Origin of the sequence: Christiangramia sp. (genome assembly GCF_029937855.1) — a bacterium.
Lineage (GTDB): Bacteria > Bacteroidota > Bacteroidia > Flavobacteriales > Flavobacteriaceae > Christiangramia.
The window spans coordinates 14,557-33,974 of sequence record NZ_JAPYPC010000021.1; the positions used below are offsets into that span (position 1 = coordinate 14,557).

19 protein-coding genes and 1 riboswitch are annotated in these 19,418 nt (G+C 36.5%); of the genes, 8 read left to right on the forward strand and 11 right to left on the reverse strand.

What is annotated here, in order from left to right:
- From Q1K34_RS11650 to Q1K34_RS11670, 5 genes are all read right to left on the reverse strand, one after another.
- Nucleotides 1–1,140 (reverse strand): serine hydrolase, encoded by a 1,140-nt coding sequence (locus Q1K34_RS11650; RefSeq protein ID WP_300438868.1) that lies wholly within the window; start codon nt 1,138–1,140, stop codon nt 1–3.
- On the reverse strand, nt 1,137–2,558 hold the full coding sequence (gene rmuC, locus Q1K34_RS11655) for a DNA recombination protein RmuC (protein ID WP_300438871.1): 1,422 nt from the start codon (nt 2,556–2,558) through the stop codon (nt 1,137–1,139). The genes Q1K34_RS11650 and rmuC overlap by 4 nt, the downstream gene beginning before the upstream one ends.
- A gap of 76 nt (nt 2,559–2,634) precedes the next feature.
- Nucleotides 2,635–3,426 (reverse strand): ABC transporter ATP-binding protein, encoded by a 792-nt coding sequence (locus Q1K34_RS11660; RefSeq protein WP_300438874.1) that lies wholly within the window; start codon nt 3,424–3,426, stop codon nt 2,635–2,637.
- The gene (locus Q1K34_RS11665; RefSeq protein WP_300438876.1) at nt 3,427–4,458 is read right to left on the reverse strand and encodes an iron ABC transporter permease; all 1,032 of its coding nucleotides are present in this window, start codon (nt 4,456–4,458) and stop codon (nt 3,427–3,429) included.
- Nucleotides 4,458–5,591: an ABC transporter substrate-binding protein gene (locus tag Q1K34_RS11670; protein WP_300438879.1), complete on the reverse strand. Its 1,134-nt coding sequence runs from the start codon at nt 5,589–5,591 to the stop codon at nt 4,458–4,460. Before Q1K34_RS11670 ends, Q1K34_RS11665 begins: the two co-directional genes overlap by 1 nt.
- 70 nt (nt 5,592–5,661) lie before the next feature.
- Nucleotides 5,662–5,958: riboswitch (cobalamin riboswitch) on the forward strand.
- A gap of 31 nt (nt 5,959–5,989) precedes the next feature.
- Here Q1K34_RS11670 and Q1K34_RS11675 point away from each other — a divergent pair.
- Both Q1K34_RS11675 and Q1K34_RS11680 read left to right on the forward strand, forming a co-directional pair.
- Nucleotides 5,990–7,822 (forward strand): TonB-dependent siderophore receptor, encoded by a 1,833-nt coding sequence (locus Q1K34_RS11675; protein WP_300438882.1) that lies wholly within the window; start codon nt 5,990–5,992, stop codon nt 7,820–7,822.
- Nucleotides 7,823–7,835: 13 nt separating this feature from the next.
- Nucleotides 7,836–8,876, forward strand: coding sequence for a DUF5074 domain-containing protein (locus Q1K34_RS11680; RefSeq protein WP_300438885.1), 1,041 nt, complete (start codon nt 7,836–7,838; stop codon nt 8,874–8,876).
- A gap of 74 nt (nt 8,877–8,950) precedes the next feature.
- Here the strand turns inward: Q1K34_RS11680 and Q1K34_RS11685 are convergent, their stop codons facing one another.
- The gene (locus Q1K34_RS11685) at nt 8,951–10,447 is read right to left on the reverse strand and encodes a S41 family peptidase (protein WP_300438888.1); all 1,497 of its coding nucleotides are present in this window, start codon (nt 10,445–10,447) and stop codon (nt 8,951–8,953) included.
- A 140-nt stretch (nt 10,448–10,587) separates the two neighbouring features.
- Between Q1K34_RS11685 and Q1K34_RS11690 the strand changes: the two genes are divergently transcribed.
- Genes Q1K34_RS11690 through Q1K34_RS11705 form a run of 4 tightly spaced genes read left to right on the forward strand, consistent with a single transcriptional unit; the run spans nt 10,588 to nt 12,704 of the window.
- A complete protein-coding gene (locus Q1K34_RS11690) occupies nt 10,588–11,097 on the forward strand; it encodes an RNA polymerase sigma factor (protein ID WP_300438891.1) in 510 nt (169 codons plus the stop codon).
- Nucleotides 11,084–11,533, forward strand: a complete 450-nt coding sequence (locus tag Q1K34_RS11695; RefSeq protein WP_300438892.1) for a hypothetical protein — start codon at nt 11,084–11,086, stop codon at nt 11,531–11,533. Before Q1K34_RS11690 ends, Q1K34_RS11695 begins: the two co-directional genes overlap by 14 nt.
- Before the next feature lie 10 nt (nt 11,534–11,543).
- On the forward strand, nt 11,544–12,071 hold the full coding sequence (locus Q1K34_RS11700) for a DUF4252 domain-containing protein (RefSeq protein WP_300438894.1): 528 nt from the start codon (nt 11,544–11,546) through the stop codon (nt 12,069–12,071).
- Between the two features lie 3 nt (nt 12,072–12,074).
- On the forward strand, nt 12,075–12,704 hold the full coding sequence (locus Q1K34_RS11705; RefSeq protein WP_300438896.1) for a DUF4252 domain-containing protein: 630 nt from the start codon (nt 12,075–12,077) through the stop codon (nt 12,702–12,704).
- 110 nt (nt 12,705–12,814) lie between these two features.
- Here Q1K34_RS11705 and purB read toward each other — a convergent pair whose 3' ends face one another.
- The 3 genes from purB to Q1K34_RS11720 form a co-directional block, all read right to left on the reverse strand.
- Nucleotides 12,815–14,152, reverse strand: a complete 1,338-nt coding sequence (purB, locus tag Q1K34_RS11710; RefSeq protein WP_300438899.1) for an adenylosuccinate lyase — start codon at nt 14,150–14,152, stop codon at nt 12,815–12,817.
- Between the two features lie 43 nt (nt 14,153–14,195).
- A complete protein-coding gene (locus tag Q1K34_RS11715; protein WP_300438902.1) occupies nt 14,196–14,336 on the reverse strand; it encodes a hypothetical protein in 141 nt (46 codons plus the stop codon).
- Nucleotides 14,337–14,613: 277 nt separating this feature from the next.
- Entirely contained in the window at nt 14,614–15,303 is a 690-nt protein-coding gene (locus Q1K34_RS11720) for an NAD-dependent deacylase (protein ID WP_300438905.1), read from the reverse strand.
- A gap of 119 nt (nt 15,304–15,422) precedes the next feature.
- On the opposite strand from Q1K34_RS11720, the gene Q1K34_RS11725 reads away from it, so the two are divergent.
- A complete protein-coding gene (locus tag Q1K34_RS11725) occupies nt 15,423–16,076 on the forward strand; it encodes an RNA methyltransferase (protein ID WP_300438908.1) in 654 nt (217 codons plus the stop codon).
- Between the two features lie 36 nt (nt 16,077–16,112).
- Complete coding sequence (locus Q1K34_RS11730; RefSeq protein WP_300438910.1) at nt 16,113–16,643, forward strand: SRPBCC family protein; 531 nt, start codon at nt 16,113–16,115, stop codon at nt 16,641–16,643.
- Here the strand turns inward: Q1K34_RS11730 and Q1K34_RS11735 are convergent, their stop codons facing one another.
- Nucleotides 16,644–17,396, reverse strand: coding sequence for a carboxypeptidase-like regulatory domain-containing protein (locus Q1K34_RS11735; protein ID WP_300438913.1), 753 nt, complete (start codon nt 17,394–17,396; stop codon nt 16,644–16,646). It lies immediately after the preceding gene.
- Nucleotides 17,397–17,478: 82 nt separating this feature from the next.
- A complete protein-coding gene (locus Q1K34_RS11740; RefSeq protein WP_300438916.1) occupies nt 17,479–19,257 on the reverse strand; it encodes a DEAD/DEAH box helicase in 1,779 nt (592 codons plus the stop codon).
- Nucleotides 19,258–19,418 lie beyond the last annotated feature (161 nt).

Sequence of the window (19,418 nt, forward strand, 5' to 3'; positions counted from 1 at the left end):
CTATATATTCTTATAGATAAGATTCAGAAATTCTTCCAGTTTGGAAGGCTCCAGCCAGCGAGTTACTATGACCAGATTATTTGTTTGATCTACTACGATAAAATTTCCTCCAAAACCAGCTGCATAAAAAATATCGGTTTCCATATTTTCCATATGCCGGTCCCCTTCGGAATTCAGCCACCACATGTAACCATAATTAGGATTTGTAGTAGAAGGCTGCATGGTCTCCTGGATCAATTCCTGGGAAATTAGTTCTTTATCTTCCCACTTGCCGTTATTCATAAAAAGAAGTCCGAATCTGGCCATATCTTCGGTATTTATAAACATTCCACCACCGGAATGCCCTCCGCCACTCACAGATTGCATTTTAAAACCATCTATGGTAGTCCAAGAGTTTTCGTAGCCAAACCATCTCCAGGTGGTAGACGCGTTAATAGGATCCATTATATTTCCTTTCAGAACATGGGGTAGGGGTTTTCTGAAAACATTCAATAAAGAATAGGCCAGAACATTTACGCGAACGTCGTTATATTTATAATGTGTGCCCGGTTCATGTAATTCACGGGAGCGCCATTCGTCAATACTTTGATCACGTGGCGGACGGTCTGCCCAATCAAATCCGCCCCAAAGCTGCCCACTCCAGTCAGAATTTTGCTGAAGCAGATGTTCCCAGGTGATTTTACTGTTATGATCCCCTTCGAAAGTATCGTCCCATACGTAATTAATCACGGGTTCATTAAAATCGGAGATCAGTTTTTGATCTTTCGCCAGGAGTGCCACAGTAGAAAGAAAACTTTTAGTAACACTAAAGGTCATATCCACCCTTTTTGTATCACCCCATTTGGCAACGATATATCCATTTTTCAGGATAATACCGGCGGGACCACCCCTTCTTTTGGTGGGTCCCAAAATTTCATGGTAAGGCTCATGCTGAAAACCTTTTAAAATTACCTGTCTTAAATCTTTAGATTCTGAATATTCATTTGTTTTAGCAAATTCAATAACTTCAGAAAGATCCAATTTATATGTTGATGCCGACTTTTCCTGCCATTCTCCCGACTTTGGGAAATAAATATCCTGAGCATTTACATTGCCAAGGAAAAATGTAAGGCCTAAAATTAATAGTATGTTTTTTTTCATCTTAAGTTTAAAGTTTCGTTTTCAGGTTCTTCTTCATCCTCGATTTGAGCACGGTTTATTAATTTTTGATCTAGTTGTTTGCTGGCTTTCGCTCCCAGTTTTTTTAGTTTTTCAACCCTTCTTACCAGGTTACCTTTTCCGGTAAGTTTTTTCATCGCCCCTTCATACGAATTCTGAACAGTTCCTATTTGCCTTCCTATCTTCAGCAATTCATCGGTTAGATTGGTGAAAGAATTATATAAGGCGCCTGCCTGAGTGGCAATTTCTATAGCGTTTTGCTTTTGCTTCTCATTCTGCCACATACTATCTATGGTTTTTAGGACTGCTAAAAGCGTAGTAGGGGTTACAATGATGATATTTTTTTCAAAGGCGTCACTATAAAGATTGGGATATTCGTTAGATGCAATCGCAAATGCGGCTTCAATTGGGATGAATAAAAGTACAAAATCGGGGCTTTCCATCTGATAGAGGGAATGATAATTTTTATTGCTAAGCTCATTCACACGATTTCTTACTGAAATCAAATGATTCTTAAGGTGCGCTTTCTTTTCGTTTTCCTCTGGTTCATTAATATAGCGTTCATAAGCATTTAACGAGACTTTTGAATCTACCACCATTTTCTTATCTCCCGGAAGGTGGATGATTACATCGGGCATTACCCTTTTTCCTTCTTCGGTATTAAAACTTTGCTGAACAAAATATTCGCTGTCCTTCTGCAATCCGCTTCTTTCCAATACTCTTTCTAACACCATTTCTCCCCAATTTCCCTGCATTTTGGTATCGCCTTTCAAAGCCTTGGTAAGGTTGGTCGCTTCTTTACTTATTCTGGTGTTTTGCTCATTAAGTATCTTTAGTTTTTCCCCGAGTTCAGCATGTCTTTTCACCGATTCGGTATTGCTTAAACTAACCTTTTCTTCAAACTCTTTGATCTTTTTGTTTAGAGGGTCAAGGATATTTTCAATATTCTGTTTATTGAGACTGGTGAATTTTTCTGATTTTTGATCTAATATCTTATTGGCGAGATTTTCGAATTCTTTTGTGAATTTCTCCTGAAGTTTTTCAACTTCCGCTTTCTGTTCTTCATTTCTTTCCTGTAGATTATTGAATTCAGAAATCTTTCGGGTTAACTGAATACTGATACTTTCTTTCTCCTGCCTGATAGCTTCCCGCTCTTTTTCAATCTTTTCAAGATCGGCATTAGCTTCCTTTTTTAATTCCTGCAATTCATTTTTTTGTTTTTCTAAATTACTGCTTAATTGATTTTTAAGTTCTTCTATTTGAAGTGTAAGTTGATTATTTTTTTCTTCCAGAATTCCGGTTTCAGATTTAGATTTTAGACCCGAGATAAGCTTCCCAATATAAACACCGATTCCTAAAGCAACTAAAAAAATAAGAGAGATAAGAAGGTATTCATTCATGAAATTGGCGATTTTCTCAAAGATACTTATTTAAGAATTTTAGAGAAGTGAGTAGTGCAAAAATTGAAGGTCTTTTCTATTTTATTTTAAAACTGGAAGTCTTGCTGTCAAATTGAATCAGTTCCTTTGGGAAAAGATCATTTAAAGCACCGTTTTCAATAAGCTCTGCCGGTGTTCCAAATAATGCCGTTTTATCCTTTAATATCACGAGTTTATCGCATAGCTGCAAAGCAAGATTAATCTCATGGGAAGCAAATAAGATTGCTTTATTGGTTTCCCTGCTTAATTTCTGAAGCAACTTTAAAACATAGGCCTTATGGTAAAGATCGAGATGCGTGGTGGGTTCGTCTAAAATAATAAGTGGGGTGTCCTGGGCAAGTGCTCGGGCAATTAAGACTTTTTGAAACTGGCCGTCGCTTAATTCATGACATTTCTTATTTTTAATCTCCTCAATATTCACCAATTGAATGGCATACATTATTTGTTTTAGGTCTCTTTTGGTGAGGCTTCCAATCCAGTTGGTATAAGGTTGCCTGCCTAAAGCAATCAGTTCAATTACACTCAGGTTTTTTGAAAGCAGTTGTTCGGTTAAAACCAGACTTATGTATTTTGACAGTTTGTCAGGCGTGGTATTTAAAAGAGAGTTATTAGATATAAAAATCTCTCCATCAATATTTTGTATGATTCCACTTAAAGTTTTAAGTAAAGTGGATTTTCCGGATCCGTTCACTCCGATAACTGCTACCAATTCTCCTGCATTTATCTCAATATTTATTCCTGAAGCTACAATTTCCCGGTGGCTTTTCTTTTTATAACCTATTGTTAGGTCTTCAGTTTTGAGAACCTTATTTGAATTTTTTGAGCTCACTTAAAAATTGAATTTTCTTTTTCTCACCAATAACCAGATTACTACCGGCGCTCCAATTATTGAAGTTATGGCATTTATGGGTAAACTGAATTCACTTCCAGGCAACTGAGCAATAATATCACAAATAAGCATTAAAATAGCTCCGCCAAATATAACTGCCGGAACCAGGGTGATATGATTTGCTGATGGTATGATTTGTCTGATTAAATGGGGAACTGCAAGACCAACAAAGGCTATGGGGCCTGCAAAAGCGGTAATACTACCGGCCAGTAAGCTGGTAGCAATAATGATCATAAACCGGTTTTTTTTAATATTGGTACCTAAACTTCGGGCGTAATGCTCCCCTAAGAGGAGGGAATTAAGATTCTTAATGCTGCCGATGCTTATCAATATACCCACGAACCAGAACAATCCAAGGATTAATACTTCATCCCAGCTTAGGTCTCCCAAACTTCCGTAGGACCAAAAGACATATTGTTGTAATTTTGATGCGGGGCTAAAATAGGCCAGTACGCTTACGATAGCAGCCGTAAGACTGGCAAACATCAATCCTATGATCAATATGGCCATAGTGTCCCTTAAGCGTATGGAGGCCAGGATTACAGCGAACAATACCATTAAGCTTCCAAGACTGGAAGCTACCACCAGGCTCCATTCAGATAATAGAATTCCGGCAAATGAAGCGCCGAATAAAGAAGCACCCATAAAAACAATGGCGACTCCAAGACTTGCACCACTGCTTAGGCCCAGAACATAAGGGCCTGCCAAAGGATTTCGGAAGAGAGTTTGCATTAGTAGCCCACTCACCGCAAGTCCGGAACCTGTAATGATTGCCGTAATAGCTTTGGGAAGGCGATAGTTAAGAATGATATACCGCCAGGTGTCTTTTTCCACTTTAAAGCCAAAGAGAGAGGATGCTACCTCCTGAATAGGAATGTTTACAGAACCCAGGCTAATGTTTAGCAGGGCTGTGACCACAACTGCCAGAAACAGTAAAATTATAGCAAGCGTATATTTTTTCTGGTTCAGCATTAATTTAAGGCTTTGTAAAATACAGGATCGTGATCTTCTAAAATTTCAGGATGAAAAATAGTGATGAGATCTTTTAAAATTAGATCGGGTCTATGTGGTCCTAATTCATAAAATATAATTCCGCCTGTAGCTCCTTTAGACAGGCTCACACTATATACATTTTTGTTCTGAACGGCTTTAAATCTTTTATAATGATCAGATTCATTGAAGAGTTGTTCGTAAGAAGTGAACTGGCCGGTACTTATCCAAAATTGAGCATCTTCTGCTTTTTCTAAAACGCTTTCAAAAGAAAGGGAAAGACTACCGTCACCCCTGGTTTCAGAATACAAATAATTGGCATTCGCATCTTTGATGAACTGAGCCTGCCATGAATTGCCGTAGGGCATATACCATTGATCGTTATACATAGAGCCGCTAATGACTTTTGGCTGGGAACCCGCAGATTTCGCGAGCTCCTTAGCTGCGTTGTATTCAGATTTTATATTTTGAAATATTTCTTCGGCTTTTTCCTGTTTTCCATACAGGGCTCCGAAAAATTTTATCCATTCTGCCTTGCCTAAAGGCGTTAATTCTGTCCAGTCTCCATTATAGACCACCGGTATTCCCGTTTTTTGAATGGTTTCAAAACTTTTATTGGAGGCATTTATGGCAAAACCCACGACCACATCTGGGGAAAGGTCTATTAAAACTTCCGTATTTATATTTTCATTCTGTCCTAATTCTGATATCGAATCTTTATCAATTAATGCCCGAGTTTTTTCAGAAGAGATGTAATTAAGGCCCGGAAATCCCATAAGTGTATTTTCTTCATCCAAAGCTTCGAGAGCAGGAATATGAGTGGTGGAGGTGACTACTATTTTCTGAACCGGTATTTCAACTTCCTGGTCAAACTTCAGGTCTTCGGGGATTTCAGCATTTTTCTCTTTTAGCAGATATACAAAATCATCTTTAGCTTCCGGCCATGGCCTATTCACGCTAAGTAGACTGTATCCCTCAAACTTAATTATACTGAAACCTTTAGCGTTTTCAATAGGCATCTTTCTACCTTCCTGTGCTTTAGAAGTTTGACTATCTGAATTGTTTTTGCAGGAGGCTACTCCAATAATTAGAAATAGGAAAAGTATTTTTTTCAAGACTGGTAAATTTGAATTCAAAAGTAAGATTATTTAAATTTTTGAGCCTGTTACCAAACTTATTTGTTTAATTTTGCCTCGAAATTTTGGTTCAGCATCGATTTATTTCTGTGCGGATTAAAAGGGAATCAGAAGGAAGTACGATTGATGAATTAGGAAGTACGAATTTTTAAAAAACCTAATTTCTGATATTAGAATAGAATTCGTAAACTTCTAAAATCAAACTTCATAAACTGAGCTGTTCCCGCAACTGTAAGCTTTGCCCGCAAGGGTGGCTGCAATAATTCTTCAAACCACTGTTCTTAAGAATGGGAAGGTGAATTGCAGTACGTGAGCCAGGAGACCTGCCTGAATTTCAACTAATATCGAGTGACTTTCGGGATAAAGGTCGGCAGATTATGAATAAAAACTTATACCTCTTATTCGCTTTAATATTTTGTGTTTGCAATGCTGCAACGGCACAAACGGACTCTATCAACTGGCTGGATGAGGTACGGTTAAGCGATGTAAAGCTCAAGAAATTCTCTACAGGCCAGCATATAATCGAGCTCTCCGATTCATTGCTCCAAAAAAATCAGCCGCAGTTAACAGATGTTTTAAATTTTACCACCCCAATATTTTTCAAAGAAAATGGGCGCGGAATGGTTTCATCACCTTCATTTCGTGGCACTACCGCTGCGCAAACTGCGGTGATCTGGAATGGGATTAATATTAATTCGCAATTGAATGGACAGGTAGATTTTAATACTATCAATACCACCGGGTACAACGAAATTTCAGTTAGGGGTGGCGGCGGCAGTGTTGTATATGGCACAGGCGCGATAGGAGGAAGTGTGCATTTGAACAATTCGATCTCTTTCAAAAACAAAAATGAGCATAATCTGCTCTTACAATATGGAAGTTTTAATACTATAGACACCCGGTATAACTTCAAATTATCGAAAAGAAAGTGGAGTTTAAATTTAGCTTTATCCAGGAATAGTAGTGACAATGATTATGATTTCCCAAATGGAGCTGAAAATTTGAATGGCGAATATTTTAATAATGCTGTAAATATTGCTCTGGGATACCGGTTCAATTCAAAGAATATCCTTAAGATCATTAGCGAGATATATGATGGAGAGCGCCACTTCTCCCTGATTCGTCCTTCAGAAAACCGAACAAAATATCAGGATCTTACCACTAGGAATTTACTAGAGTGGAATAGCAAATTTTCAGAATTTGATCAAACTCTGAGTCTGGCTTTCATTGGCGAGGAGTATAAATATTTTCCAAATATTGATTCTCAGAATTTTTCTTTCGGCAGCGCGAATAACTTTATCGCAAAGTATGATCTTGACTATAAACTAAATGAGGAAATTCTTTTTAACGCTGTTCTTCAGAATACCTATACCGAAGGGGAAGGTAGTAATCTGGACGATAATGAAAGAAACATTTTTTCAGCAGCCCTACTTGGGAAGCATTATTTAAACGATGACTTTCAATATGAAGCTGGGATTAGGAAAGAGATTACCAGTAATTATAAGAGTCCGCTTTTGTTTTCGTTTGGTGCACTTTACAAAATTACAGATTTCTATTCATTGAAATTTAATACTTCCAGGAATTTCAGGATTCCCACTTATAATGATTTATACTGGGCATCTGCCGGAAACCCTGAACTTAACCCAGAAACCTCTTTACAGGCAGAGTTGGGAAACCAATTTTCTTTTAATGAATTTGAGGCAGGTCTTACTTTGTATTATAATGATATAAGAGACATGATACGCTGGCTGCCAGGTTCAGATGGAGTTTGGCGACCAGGGAACGAGGATGAGGTGCATATTTATGGAATGGAATCTTATTTTAACTGGAATAAGAAAATCGCTAAGAAAAGTCTTTTAATGACCAATGCTACTTATGCTTATACTTTTTCCAGAAACACAGCCACGGGGAGGCAGTTAATTTATGTTCCGTATCATAAATTAACCGGAAATATCAGTTTTCAGTATCATCGTTTTAAGCCTTTCCTGCAATTCATTTATAATGGTTCTGTGTATACAAGAACCGATTACAGTGAAAATCTTCCAGGCTACTTATTAGGGAATATTGGATTAGCATATACGCCTGATAGAGAAAGAAAATGGGAATTAGGTGCCCGGATTAATAATATACTAAATACAGATTATCAAAATGTTGAAGATCGTTGGATGCCAGGAATCAATTATAACTTTTATATAAATCTCAAATTTTAATTTTTTTACGACTATGAAAAACACAAAACTTTTCATCCTGGGGCTTGCAGGCTCTTTTTTACTTAATTCATGTAGTAATGATGATGATACTTTACCAGAATTGCCAGATGGAGATTACCGAGAAGGCGTTCTTATTTCTAACGAAGGTTCACAATCTGCAGGAACCGTTTCTTTTTTAGATGCTGCAAATACATCCATAGAGAACAATATATTTGAAACAGTTAATGCAAATATGGATCTGGGTAAATTTGTACAATCTGTCTTTTTTGATGCTGAAAATGCTTACATCATTTCTAATGGATCTAATTTGATCACGGTGGTAGATCGCTATACATTTGAATTTAAGGGACAGGTAGACAGTGGATTGAATATCCCTCTTTTTGGAACTACTTTGAATGGAAAAGCGTATGTTTCTAATGTCGCCGATTTTGGAACATCTGATGATGATTTTATTGCGGTAATAAATCTTGAAACATTGGAAATAGAAGAAACTGTTGTAGCAGGCACCTATCTTTCTGAAGTTAAAGAAGCTAATGGTTTAATTTATGTAGAAGGAGCGGCCTATGGCACCGGAAATTCTATTGAAGTCTTTGATCCGGCTTCTGGCACCTTTATAAAATCTATACCTACAAATAGTGCTTTAAATTCTTTTGAAATAAACGGAAACAACCTGTTCGCCCTTTCTTCAGCTGAATTAGAACAAATAGATTTGAGTAGCGATGCTGTTGTATCTGAAATTCAATTTTCTGAAAACTTAACAGGGGCTAAAAATTTAGATATTGAGAACGGTTCAATCTATTTCACTTCCGGAACTTCGGTTTATCAGTTAAATCAGGATTTTACGGAAGAGCCAACCGAGGCACTTCTTTCTTATGAAAGTACTTCCGATTTTGGGCAGATGTATGGATTTGAAGTAGAGAACGGATTTATCTACCTCTCAGATGCAGGGGATTTTGCTTCTGATGGAACGGTAAGAATTTATACCCTTTCAGGTGACCTGGTAAATGAATTCACTGCCGGAGTAGCGCCTAATGGATTTTATTTCAATGATTAGGAATAGAATAATTAAGCATAAAAAAACCAGCCGATCGGCTGGTTTTTTTATTAAATCCATATTTCTAACCAGGATTATTTTTTATCGAAATCCAGTCTTTTATTTAGTCCGGGTAATTCTGGAAGATCTTCAATATACATTCTTCTATAAGCAGGACTATTAGCTCCAGACTCACTAAACTCGTTAAACCAGTAAGCTTTTGATCTATCAATGGTAAAGCTTCGAGTACCGGCAACCACATCCAGGGCCACATCCAGTAGTGGATCTGATTCTTCTCCAAGAACTCCAAGATTAGAGATATCCTCTATAATTTCAACATCTGGCTCTAAACCGTCAAACGGTACGCCCACATCATTGGCATTTACAGATTCGTATACTAAAGGCTGTATAGCATAAGTATGATCTGGATTTGCACCATTTCTGCTAAAATTTGGACCGTCATATAGGGTCACCGAAGCTTGAGATTTGCCAACTGTTTTGTCGCCAATTTGTACTACATCTATATAAGGTTCAAGCCCATTTATGACCAATTCACTGGCCGAGGCACTTGAAGATGAAACGATCGTATATAGTTTAGTAAGATTTAAGCTGTTTAAAGCTTCATTATCAGCTCCGGTATCTGTAAACCTATTAAATAGTCTATCCGGATTATCATTCAGAAAAAAGTTCTGGTAATCCTCATTCCATTGCTGTTTGGCAAAAATTTCTCCGGTAAACTGGCCTGTTATCATACTAGCCAACCTAGTAGCAGTTCTAACACTACCACCCCCGTTATATCTAAGATCGAGAATTAGATCTGTGATGTTGGCTGATTTAAATTCAGCAAAAGCGGCATTCAATTCTCCATCAAAATCTGCAACGAAGCTATTATACATCAAGTATCCAACCTTAGCGCCATTCAAATCAAATACTTTTTTTACAAGAATTGGGTTTTCTGTAAGTGTAGAAGTAGCGATAGTTACAGATTCTCCCGTAGGAGTCACCGTATTATCTTCAAGGGTAGCTAATTCAAAAGTAATTGAATTACTTGCTAAAATTTCACGATAATTTTCAATGGTTAATTCCTGTCCGTTCAATCTTCTAAAAAGATCACCTCTTTCAATATCTTTATCTTCAGCATTACTTCCCGGAATTATATATCTTACTACACCAAAAAGTTTATCGCTGCTGGAAAATCTGTAGAGTCTGAATTCAACTCCTGTAGTTTCAGAAATACCTGAAAAACTGTTTTCTAAAGCAATATAATCATCAGTGATAAAACTAAATCTATCTTTTTCAATAGTTAAACCGTCATAAAATAGATCTTCAGGAGTATCCCATTCTTCAAGAAAATCATTTAAATCATCCTGAGTTGCAAAAAAATCGTCACTTAATTCTGGCACCTGGCTTTTATAAACATAGATTTCATTCATTCCTTTCCAAACAAAATCTTTTATTTCCAATTCCAGATTTTGAGTTGGTTCTGGTCCGGTTACCGGTGGATCAGTGGTGTCATCTATATCGTCACCTGAACAGGAAGTGAACAGTCCTCCTGCAAGAATAAAAAGCATTAAATAATTGTATATTTTCATAGTCATGTTTATGGTTAATAAAATCTATTAATTTTTTCTAAAAGTAGGTACATAATTAGAATTAAAAAATTTATTGTAACAAATCTCTTTATAGTTCGTCGTAGGTTTAAGAAGGCATTACTAAACTGACCACTACTTTAATGAAAGAAACTACCTTCCTTAATATCATAGATCCTGTTAAGGATAAAATGTACCGCATGGCCCTAAGACTGTTAACTTCAAAAGAAGCAGCCGAAGATGCCACTCAGGAAGCGATTCTGAAATTATGGAACCGCAAAGGGAAGATCAAGCATTATGCCAATATTGAAGCTTTTGCGATGACGGTAACTAAAAATTATTGTTTGGACCAGCTAAAACTGAAGCAGAATAATAATCTGCGAATTGGGCATCAAAACTATGAAAGCAATAGTATTCCGCTCCAGTCTGAAATAGAGGTGAATGATGAAATGGAATGGTTGGGCAGGATTGTTGCAACCTTACCGGAACAGCAGAAAATGGTATTCCAATTAAGGGATGTAGAACAATACGAATATAAAGAGATCGCTAAAATCATGGAAATGAATGAGACGGCAATTAGGGTTGCTCTCTCCAGAGCCAGAAAAGCGATCAGGGAAAATCTAATAAAAAAACATAATTATGGAATTAAGTAAAATAGAACGGCTTTTAAAGAAGTATGATGAAGGAAACGCTTCATTAGCTGAAGAAAAATTACTCCGTGATTATTTTCTTAATGAAGATGTTCCAGAGCATTTGGAAAGCTACAGGCTTATGTTCATCTTTTCAGCAAGAGAGGCTAGAGAGAAATTTGAAGAAAAACCAAAAGTTCAGCCAGCAAGAAACTGGTATGCCTGGACTTCTATCGCAGCGATTCTAATCGTGGGCCTAGGAATTTTCTTCTTCAACGATTCTTCCCGAGAGCTTAATCAAAATGATCTTGGTACCATAAGTGATGAAGAGTTGGCTCTTCAAAAAACAAAAGAAACTTTGAATATGGTATCTCAGTTTATGAACGAAGGAAAATCAGATCTTGTTTACCTTAAAGAATTTAATAAAACTAAAAATCAAATAATAGAAATTGATAATTAAAACCAAAACCATGAATAGATTAATAATTACCTTTTTGTTATCTCTGGCTCCTATGCTTTCCCAATCTCAAAATTTTGAGAAGTATGAAGATATGAAAGATGTGGATGCTATGGTGATGACCAGCAAAATGTTTAAAATGCTGGCAAAAGTAGATTTAAGTGAGAACGATCCCGAAGCCAGGGAATACATGAAGCTTATTGAAAATCTGGATCGCATTCAGATCTATAAATCTTCCAATACTAATGTAATGTCGCAAATGGCAACCGATGTTAAATCATATCTTCAAAAAGGTTCCCTGGAGGAGCTAATGAGGGTAAATGAAGATGGAAAAAATATTAAGTTTTATTCGCTTCCCGGTAAAAATGATAATTACGTTAGGGAATTGTTTATGTTCCTGGAAGGTTCCGAAGGGGATAAACCCATGACGGTAATATTAAGTATCACCGGGGATATAGATCTGTCTCAATTATCCAAATTAACTTCAGATCTTAAAGTACCCGGAGCTGAAGAATTAAAAAAAGCGAATAATAAATCCTAGATCATGAAATCAATCAAAATAATTTTTGGATTACTGGGGATAGTAGTTCTAATTGCCTGTAATAATGAACAATCTCTTCAAAAATATTACGTAGAAAACCAGGAAGATACAGATTTTCTGGCGCTGGATGTCCCCACTAGTATGTTCACAAATAGTGATTCCTTAGAAGCAGGGGAAAAGGAGACCTTGGAAAGTATTAAAAAAATTAATGTTTTAGCTCTTAAGAAAGATGAAAATCCTGAAAAATTTGAACAGGAAAAAGTAAAGCTTGATAAAATCTTCGAAAATGAAAAGTATCAGTTACTTATGAAATATGGTGGTGGTGCCAGAAAAGCTGAACTTTATTTTACCGGTGATGACGATGCCATAGACGAATTGATCGTTTATGGGTATGATAATGAACGTGGTTTAGGGGTGGCCAGGGTTTTAGGTGAGAATATGAATCCGCAAAAAATTATGGAGCTCATGAGATCTCTTGATGGGGATGATATAGATATAGAAGCAATTAAGGGTATCGGAGAAATTTTTGAAGATACTTCAAATAAAAAGGATTCTGTTAAAGTTAAAACCTGGATGCAAACTGGAGAGGATACTACGAAAGCTTCAGAAGAAAGTGACGCTGCTGAAATGTAGGTCGTGTAATTAGTTGAAAAGAAAAAGCCCCTTGATCGGGGCTTTTTTAATCTTATAAATTTCCCGACAGCGCTGCTCCGGGATAGTCGATCTAAATAAAACTTCTAATTTTAAATACCTGTATAATTTTGAGGAGTTATCTGGTGAAGTTCTTTTTTAATTTTCTCTGAAACTTCTAAATCATCAATAAATTCAGAAATGCTCTTTTTAGTAATCTTTTCATTAGTCCTGGTAAGGCCTTTTAAGGCTTCATAAGGATTTTTAAAACCTTCTCTCCTTAAAATCGTTTGAATGGCTTCAGCTACAACCGCCCAGTTTTTCTCAAGATCCTCATTCAGTTTTTCTTCATTTAGCAACAGTTTATTTAAACCTTTAAGAGTGGAGTTAAAAGCAATGAGGGTATGACCTATAGGGACACCAATATTTCTTAAAACAGTACTATCTGTTAAATCCCTTTGCAACCTGCTTACCGGAAGTTTAGCAGACAAATGCTCAAAAATGGCATTGGCAATTCCAAGGTTACCTTCGCTATTTTCAAAATCGATAGGATTAACCTTATGTGGCATCGCAGAAGAGCCAATTTCTCCTTTTTTAATTTTTTGTTTAAAATAATCCATGGAAACATATGTCCAGATATCCTTATCCAAATCAAGAATAATAGTATTAATACGTTTTAAGGTATCAAATAAGGCTGCCATGTGATCATAGTGTTCTATCTGGGTAGTAGGGAATGAGTGAAATAGCCCCAATTTATTTTCGACAAAATTAGTTCCGAATTTTTTCCAGTCATGCTGTGGGTATGCTACTTTATGAGCATTGTAATTTCCTGTGGCTCCTCCAAATTTAGCTGCATGCGGAACCTGGTTTAGAAATTTTATTTGCTCTTTTAGTCTCTGCACGAATACCTCTATTTCTTTGCCTAAGCGAGTAGGCGAGGCTGGCTGACCATGGGTTCTTGCCAATAATGGAATATTTTTCCATTCAGTAGAAAGGGCTACAAGTTTTTCCACAATTTCATTCAATGCTGGGATATATACCTCTTCTATCGCATCTTTGAGACTCAGTGGAATTGCAGTATTATTGATATCCTGTGAAGTTAAGCCGAAATGGATAAACTCTTTGGAGGTTTCCATTCCAAGTTTGTCAAATTCTTCTTTTAGAAAATATTCAACAGCTTTTACATCATGATTAGTAATCTTTTCGATCTTTTTAATTGCCTGGGCATCTATAGAAGTGAAATTTTCATACAGCTCCCTTAATTTTTTAAAATTTTCAGTATTTACATCCTGTAGCTGAGGTAATTTTTCCTCATAGAGTGCAATGAAGTATTCAACTTCTACCAACACTCTGTATTTTATAAGTGCTTCTTCACTGAAATAGGCTGATAATTTTTTTGTTTTAGACCTGTAGCGGCCATCTATTGGTGAAATTGCGGAAAGGGATGTCATCTTTTACTTTTAAAAATTAAAACCGTAAAGATACCGCTTCAAATTATACTAGAAAACTACAGCTGCATTTTCCTTCAAATCTTTGTTTTCCGGCAATTGCCTCTGGGAATTCTTTTTCAGTTATAGTTCTTAATTCCTCTTTAATACAATTGGCCTCATGCATTAAATCGAAAATATTTTGCATAAAAAACACTTTAACTGCGGCTTTTTCACTAGAAATTAGCAAAAAGAAAGAGTTTTCTATAATTTTCTTTTTTCATTACTGAAGTCAGGCTGAAATAATTGGTTCTATTAAATTCTTCCTTAATAGCCTGCCCGTAGATTTTAGAAAGATATCTTTTTGCTGATGGGTTTAAATATATTTTTCCGGAATAGTAGATCAGGATTTTTTAGCATTTTTTTTGCAACAGCCTTTATTTTAACGATTGAGTTTTCCATATTTATTAAAATAGACTCTGCTTTCATCGGATTTCTTCCTCTAATAATCTTTCTGTAAGTTCAGGAACTCCTACAACCGCCGTTTTTCTAATAATTTCCAAATTTTCACTTTCAGAAATATTTGGATTGGGATCAATAAAATAAATACGGGCGTCTTTTGGGGCAAAATCTACCAGCCCTGCAGCGGGATAAACTTGCATGGAGGTGCCTATTACAATAACAATATCTGCTGTTTCTACGATTTCGGCAGCTTTTTGAAACATGGGAACTGCTTCTCCAAACCAAACTACATGTGGCCTAAGTTGAAAATTATGTTCACAAAAATCACCTACTTTAATATCCTTTCTCCAATCCATTACCAGGTTTTCATCAAAACTACTTCGAGCTTTTAGCAGTTCTCCATGAAGATGTGTTACCTTGGAACTTCCTGCCCTTTCATGTAAATCATCTATGTTCTGGGTTACAATCTGTACATCAAATACATCTTCCAGTGTTGTTAAGGCATGATGAGCTGCATTGGGTTTCACCTGCAACAATTGCTTTCTTCTCTGGTTATAAAAATCCAGCACTAATTCCTTATTTTTTTCCCAACCAAGGGGAGAGGCTACTTCCATCACATCATGCCCTTCCCAAAGACCATCTGCATCCCTAAAAGTTTTGATACCGCTTTCAGCGCTAATTCCCGCTCCGGTGAGTACTAATATTTTTTTCATGCATTTGTAATTCAATTATGAAAAAGTTAAGAATTTTAATTTTTTTATGATGAAATTTTAAAAAATGTTTTTGAGAATAATGAGGCTTATTTCTGTGTTTTATTAATTTTACTTCAGAAATGGAAGAACATAAAATCTTAGATTACCTTCAGGAATTTCTAACCCCGAGGAGAAAAGCATTATTCGAAAAAGTTTTAGCACAACGCACCAATCACTTCACCGTGGTTGCGCAGGATGTATACCAGTTACACAATACCAGCGCGGTGGTTAGGAGTTGTGATGTGTTTGGAATTCAAAATATTCATGTAATTGAGGAAAGAATCCCGCGTAGAATTGATAAGGAAATAGCCATGGGCGCACAAAAATGGGTAAATATCAACAGGTATAATTCTTCCCGTGATTGCGTAACGAACTTAAGAAATAAAGGGTACAGGATAATTGCTACCAGTCCGCATGAAGATTCTCAGTTACTGGAAGATTTTGATGTTGCCACACCGGCTGCGCTTTTTTTCGGAACAGAAAAAGATGGTTTGTCTGAAGAGATCATGCGAGAGGCTGATGCTACTATAAAAATTCCTATGGTTGGATTTACCGAAAGTCTTAATATTTCTGTTTCTGCTGCTATAATTTTACAAAGCTTGACTGCTAAATTGAGAAACTCGAAAGTGAATTGGCAGTTTTCTGAGGAGGAAAAGAACCAGATAAGGCTTGAGTGGACCAAAAAAACTATAAAAAATTCAGAAGAGCTTATTGGGCACTTTTTGAATCAGTAATTATTTGTAACTTTTAATCGTCCTTAAACCTACACAATGACGCTGTTTTTTTATCTGATAATTGGGCTTATTACTTTTTTTGCTTTCCTGCACGCCTGGGTGAAAAAAGACTATGATATAAACAGGACGGTGGTAATTAACAAACCCCGGGAAGAAGTTTTTACTTTTATTAGACAACTTAAAAACCAGCCGCTTTGGAACCCTTGGTTTCAAAGGGATCCTAATGCATTAATGAAATATAAAGGGGACGATGGAAAGGTTGGTGCCAGTTTTTACTGGAAAGGCAATAGAAAAGTTGGAGAAGGGATTCAAAGAATTACTAAAGCCAAGCAGGGAAGGGTTTATGAAACAAGGATTCTTTTTGTGAAACCTGTGAAGGTTAATGTTCTCACTTATATGGGGGTAAAAGAACTGGAGGAAGAAAAAACTAAAATGGTATGGGGTACTAAAGGTCATTTAGCATTTCCACTCACTATTATAAGTATATTTTATTCTCCGGAAAAAGCCCTGGGAGAAAACTTTGATAAAGGTTTAAAAGATTTAAAGAAACTATTGGAGTCCTGCTGATTAATTTTTCTGTAATACTTTATATTCTTCGTAGCAGCTATTAATCGCATCCAAAATCTGGAGATCATTGGCAGATTTCATAAAATCTTCAGAATAATTACAGTTATTGAGAATTTCATCTATTTCAGCTCTATTTACCTGTAAAAGCGCCATTAGTGTTTCCCTATCGAATTTATTCCTTAAAAGCTCCCTGATATTATCGTCTTTCTTCATTTGCCGAAGCTTCCGCATCTGCCTGGGCCTGGTGCCAAAAATATTATAAACCAGATCGGCTGGGTTTGAGAGCGATCTTAATGCTTTGGTAACTGCGCCTGGAGAACCGTCACCTCCTTCATAGCCACTATTTAAACCGGAAATGCTATATCTGTAATTGTCATAAATAGGAATATTCTTAGCATCTATTTCAAGATAGCCTGTTAGATTTATAGAGTTCACCGTAACCTCTTCTAATGCAAAGCCCAATTCGGTCATTTTCACCTTTACATTTCCATATTTTAACCAGTCATTGGTAACCCGAACCCGAATAGACCTAAATCCTAAATAAGTAAAATATAAGGTATCATTTACAGTAGCCTGTAATTCAAATTCTCCATCTTCACCGGTAACCGCTCCTTTCACCTGATTGAGGTTTACTATATGAACATTTTCGATAGGCTTATCGTTCGCTGCATTCATAACAGTTCCGCTAACCATATCCTGAGCGGAAATATATCCTGTAAAGAGAAGAAAAAAGAGTACTAAAAAGTTTTTCATAACAATCCGGGGCTAAAAATATAAAATCCTTATAAAAAACAATGCCAAACTTATAGAATTAAGTTTGGCATTTTTATTTTAATTAGGCTTTAGACCTTCTCCTCTTTACAGAGTTTTCAATATTTTTATTTCGGCTTCCTTTTCTGGGGCCTTTTTTGTCATTTTTATCAGATCTTCTTCGACCCTTAAAGTTATCAGTTTTATTATCTCTAAAGCTTTTTCCGTTTCTTTTGCCACCACCGCGTTCTCTTTTACGGCCTCCTCTATCTGATTTTTGATCCTTGGTAACCTCTACGTTTACAAATCTGCCGTTGTGGTTAAATTCACTAAAAGTTTGGAGGATAAGGTCTGTATGCTGTTCGTCGGTATTAAAGAAAGAAAAACTTCCTTTTACATCAACTTTAAAGACATCGTCCCTTCCTAGATTAAGCTGTTCTTTTAAGAAATCTTTCAGGCTCATCCAATCAAAGCCGTCTTTTGAGCCAATATTTATAAAGTATCTGGTATTTCCTTCTGAAACTTCTGGTCTACCGGCAGTTTCAGAACTTAGATCTGGAGCTTTTTGATAATAATTAAAGAACCTCGTAAATTCTACGGAAAAGAATTTCTTGATCAATTCTTCCTTGCTGAAATCTTCCAGTGCTTCATTAATAGTTGGAAGGTAAGGATCAATCTCATGGTTGATCTCTGTTTTCTTTATATCATTTGCCAGATGGAAAAGCTGCGTTTTACAAATTTCCTTTCCGTCAGGGATTTCCTTTTCTTCAAACTTCTGCTGGATGATCTTTTCAATAGTTCTGATCTTTCTAACTTCACTTTTAGAAATGATCACCATGGAAACTCCGTTTTTTCCTGCACGGCCTGTTCTACCACTACGGTGAGTGTAGGTTTCTATCTCATCGGGCAGTTGATAATTGATCACGTGGGTAATATCATCAACGTCAATACCGCGGGCTGCCACATCTGTAGCTACCAACATTTGGATTTGGCGGGTTCTAAAACTTTTCATCACCAAATCACGCTGATTCTGACTTAGATCGCCGTGTAGTGCTGCAGCATTGTAACCATCTTCAATAAGTTTTTCTGCTACTTTTTGAGTATCCCTTTTTGTTCTACAGAATATTACTGAGAATATATCGGGATTCGCGTCTGCAAGTCTTTTTAATGCATCATAACGATTACGATGATTCACAAGATAATATTCATGAGCTACATTAGAAGTTCCGGTATTTTTTGAACCTACCGTGATCTCTACAGGATCATTCATGAATTTCTTAGCGATCTTTGCTACCTCTTTAGGCATGGTTGCAGAAAACAACCATGTTTTCTTTTCTTTAGGGGTATGGGAAAGTATACTTTTAATGTCCTCATAGAATCCCATGTTCAGCATTTCATCAGCCTCATCTAACACACAATAGCCAATAGAAGAAATATTAGCAAGTTTTCTTCTTATCATATCCTGCATTCTACCAGGAGTGGCTACAATGATTTGCGCACCTCTTTCGATAGATCTGGCCTGGTCAGTAATACTGGCTCCGCCATACACAGCGACTACATTTAAAGATTTTTTATACTTTGAGTAGTTCTTGATTTCATTGGTAATTTGCAAACAAAGCTCTCTGGTAGGAGATAAAATCAATGCCTGCGTCTTTTTTGAATTAGCATCAATTTTTTGAATAAGGGGAAAGCCAAAAGCGGCTGTTTTACCGGTTCCGGTTTGTGCAAGGGAAACAAGATCTGTTTCCTGCTCTAATAAAATTGGGATTGATTTTTCCTGTACTTCGCTGGGAGTTTCAAATCCCATGTCTTCGATGGCCCTGAGCAAATCTGCGTCAAGTCCAAGTTTTTGGAATGCGTTCATTCGTTTATGTAAGTATTCGATTATAATATGTAAGTGTTACATAAGAAGCGAATCGACATACTTAAACCTAAACTTCCAGTAACACATCCTCACCCTGAGGAATTTCAAGCGGCAAATGTACGCTTTTATTTCCGATTAATATTTTTTAATTTGTTTTAAAT

Bases quoted from the DNA above. Each gene is read 5' to 3' on its own strand.
- Q1K34_RS11725 (WP_300438908.1), top strand. From the start codon at position 15,423: ATGGAAGAACATAAAATCTTAGATTACCTTCAGGAATTTCTAACCCCG.
- rmuC (WP_300438871.1), bottom strand. From the start codon at position 2,558: ATGAATGAATACCTTCTTATCTCTCTTATTTTTTTAGTTGCTTTAGGA.
- Q1K34_RS11650 (WP_300438868.1), bottom strand. From the start codon at position 1,140: ATGAAAAAAAACATACTATTAATTTTAGGCCTTACATTTTTCCTTGGC.
- Q1K34_RS11720 (WP_300438905.1), bottom strand. From the start codon at position 15,303: ATGAAAAAAATATTAGTACTCACCGGAGCGGGAATTAGCGCTGAAAGC.
- Q1K34_RS11740 (WP_300438916.1), bottom strand. From the start codon at position 19,257: ATGAACGCATTCCAAAAACTTGGACTTGACGCAGATTTGCTCAGGGCC.
- Q1K34_RS11695 (WP_300438892.1), top strand. From the start codon at position 11,084: ATGGAATTAAGTAAAATAGAACGGCTTTTAAAGAAGTATGATGAAGGA.
- purB (WP_300438899.1), bottom strand. From the start codon at position 14,152: ATGACATCCCTTTCCGCAATTTCACCAATAGATGGCCGCTACAGGTCT.
- Q1K34_RS11730 (WP_300438910.1), top strand. From the start codon at position 16,113: ATGACGCTGTTTTTTTATCTGATAATTGGGCTTATTACTTTTTTTGCT.
- Q1K34_RS11705 (WP_300438896.1), top strand. From the start codon at position 12,075: ATGAAATCAATCAAAATAATTTTTGGATTACTGGGGATAGTAGTTCTA.
- Q1K34_RS11680 (WP_300438885.1), top strand. From the start codon at position 7,836: ATGAAAAACACAAAACTTTTCATCCTGGGGCTTGCAGGCTCTTTTTTA.
- Q1K34_RS11735 (WP_300438913.1), bottom strand. From the start codon at position 17,396: ATGAAAAACTTTTTAGTACTCTTTTTTCTTCTCTTTACAGGATATATT.
- Q1K34_RS11715 (WP_300438902.1), bottom strand. From the start codon at position 14,336: ATGCAAAATATTTTCGATTTAATGCATGAGGCCAATTGTATTAAAGAG.
- Q1K34_RS11685 (WP_300438888.1), bottom strand. From the start codon at position 10,447: ATGAAAATATACAATTATTTAATGCTTTTTATTCTTGCAGGAGGACTG.
- Q1K34_RS11675 (WP_300438882.1), top strand. From the start codon at position 5,990: ATGAATAAAAACTTATACCTCTTATTCGCTTTAATATTTTGTGTTTGC.
- Q1K34_RS11665 (WP_300438876.1), bottom strand. From the start codon at position 4,458: ATGCTGAACCAGAAAAAATATACGCTTGCTATAATTTTACTGTTTCTG.
- Q1K34_RS11700 (WP_300438894.1), top strand. From the start codon at position 11,544: ATGAATAGATTAATAATTACCTTTTTGTTATCTCTGGCTCCTATGCTT.
- Q1K34_RS11690 (WP_300438891.1), top strand. From the start codon at position 10,588: ATGAAAGAAACTACCTTCCTTAATATCATAGATCCTGTTAAGGATAAA.